This is a genomic window from Rhizobium sp. P2_G9 (assembly GCF_056403475.1).
Genome location: NZ_JBFUFK010000117.1, coordinates 1 through 1,965, shown reverse-complemented (window position 1 = coordinate 1,965; position 1,965 = coordinate 1). Strand labels below are relative to the sequence as shown.

The 1,965-nt window shown below is 51.1% G+C and carries 2 protein-coding genes and 1 pseudogene; 1 reads left to right on the top strand and 2 read right to left on the bottom strand.

The features are described from left to right. Positions 1-587 precede the first annotated feature (587 nt). Positions 588-1,079: a hypothetical protein gene (locus AC1DYF_RS40205; protein ID WP_477884510.1), complete on the bottom strand. Its 492-nt coding sequence runs from the start codon at positions 1,077-1,079 to the stop codon at positions 588-590. On the opposite strand from AC1DYF_RS40205, the gene AC1DYF_RS40200 reads away from it, so the two are divergent. Beyond that, positions 1,078-1,410, top strand: a complete 333-nt coding sequence (locus tag AC1DYF_RS40200) for a DUF6572 domain-containing protein (RefSeq protein ID WP_477884508.1) — start codon at positions 1,078-1,080, stop codon at positions 1,408-1,410. The two genes, AC1DYF_RS40205 and AC1DYF_RS40200, sit on opposite strands and share 2 nt — an antisense overlap. Positions 1,411-1,837: 427 nt before the next feature. On the opposite strand, the pseudogene AC1DYF_RS40195 reads toward AC1DYF_RS40200, so the two are convergent. Continuing rightward, positions 1,838-1,965: pseudogene (locus tag AC1DYF_RS40195) on the bottom strand (IS5/IS1182 family transposase); the annotation flags it as partial.

Sequence of the window (1,965 nt, the reverse complement as noted above, 5' to 3'; positions counted from 1 at the left end):
GCGCGCCCCTGACCCGCCGCGCAAGCACCGACATCACCGCTGAACCCTCGAAAACGCCCGCCGAAAGCAAATTCAAAAACAAGTGTGAGATATCCGGGTTAGGCGGGCGAGTTGCTTGAAGTGAATTGCGTCAAATCTATCACGGTCAGCCTGTCTTGCATCAACACCTACTGCGGGGCGAATACAGTTCGGAGATAATACAAATCCTCTGCTGTCAAGTCATTGTCCTCCCGATGTTCAATTTTTAAGACACCTCGTCCCGGCACCCCGACCAAAATCCAGATGCGACTATTCGGCATCCGGCAGCGGAATGGCACCATTTCAGCAGGCACGTCGTGAAAGCTACCGCCATGCCCGAAAAGAATTATTCTGAACTCGCCGTCGATCAAGCAAGCGAATACCCTTCCGGGAAGGCGATGGATGCTCGGCTTCGATGTCGACAATCTACTCAGCCCCCTATCCCAAATAGGATCGTGCTTTATCACCACCCCACTGGAAGGGCGTGGGTTGCGAACCGCTGTTGCGGTTCACGCCGCTGTCTTTCTGTTCTGCCGACTCTGGATTGTGCTCAAAGCTCGATCAACTCGTCAAGACAGGGCGCCAAGATTGCGTAGGAGGGTGTCGACGTCCGGCACGGCAGATATCCAACGTGTTAAGGCGTCTTGGTACCACATAAGGTAACAAACCGACGGCTCGGCAAGTGAAGTTGAAAAATCCAGCGCAATCACGGCATCTGTACCCAGTTCACCAATCAGCAAGGAAGTTTTCGGATTCAATGCGCCCGGAAATCGAAGTCCGTCGGCCGTGCCCAGAAACATCTCCCGGTTCTCTGTAATCCACCTCCTATTCTCACCTGCCATCAAACGATAAGACCACAAAAACGGATGCTCGATTTCTTCCTTCGGGAACATCGAGTACCAGTGGCTCTTATCGAGGTTCCACCAGAAATCCCTGTCAGCTTTCTCGCTTCTGAGAAAATCGGCATATGACCTTGGAAGTGTAATATCATTGACGACGATAGGCCCACTCCATCGAGATCGTTCTTCCCCTTGAAGGTATTCACGTAGAGCGTCGATCATGTCAGTCGATCAAACAAATGTCGTCGATTTTGTCACCGTCGATCATCAATCGGGCGATGTGCTATTGACGATAAGCGATCACTTGCCATGGGAAGACAAGCCAGGGGAGCACCTGTTTCTCCTGCAAGAAAAGCTCAACGCATATCTAAGGTTCGTTGAATCCGGTGAGTTGCGCAAGCAATTTCCCGCACTGGTAGGAAAAAACATCGTTTTCAATATCGTCCTGAAATACGAGCCGCCGACATATGCCAGAAACTTCCTTGCGAATGCCGCAGGTTTTTTGGAAAATGCAGGCTTTGGATTTAAATGGGCCGTCAGCGTGTCTCACTAGCGCCGCCGGCCCCGAAAAAAATTCTTCAGATTCACGCTCAATTGCGTTTGCCGGCCGCTGTCATGCATACCGGCGTCGTTTGTATTTATAAGGTCGATTTTTCTGAAGCATGGCGACTGTTATTGTGCAATTGTATGTTTGCATAAATGCACGAGGACACGGGGCAGCGACAGGCATGATCGAAAACGAAACTCGATATCTGTTTGGCAACTCGTTTACCCGAAGGCCAGTGCCTGGCGACTTTGGCAGGTGCTCATGTCTCTGCCATGAGACCTCGAAACTTGACGTGCGGAAAGATTTCCCAGATGACAGCTAACGCAGTACGTGATTGGCTCGGTATCTACGTTCTGGCTCTGGCTTGCTTTATTGGAGGATATCTGTTTATCGCTCCTCCCTATCTGCTTGCTTTAGAGCCCGATTCAAAAGTTCATTCGTAGATCCAATACCTTGCGATGCGCCTTGTGAGCATTCGGATTGAAGCGATTTGCGCCCATGCTGTTGAGCTTTCGATGGATTTTTCCCAATCCTTGGCGAGGCGGCGGCAACGCCGCCCGA

Coding starts and splice junctions, on each gene's coding strand:
- AC1DYF_RS40200 (WP_477884508.1), top strand. CDS start 1,078: ATGTCAGTCGATCAAACAAATGTCGTCGATTTTGTCACCGTCGATCAT.
- AC1DYF_RS40205 (WP_477884510.1), bottom strand. CDS start 1,079: ATGATCGACGCTCTACGTGAATACCTTCAAGGGGAAGAACGATCTCGA.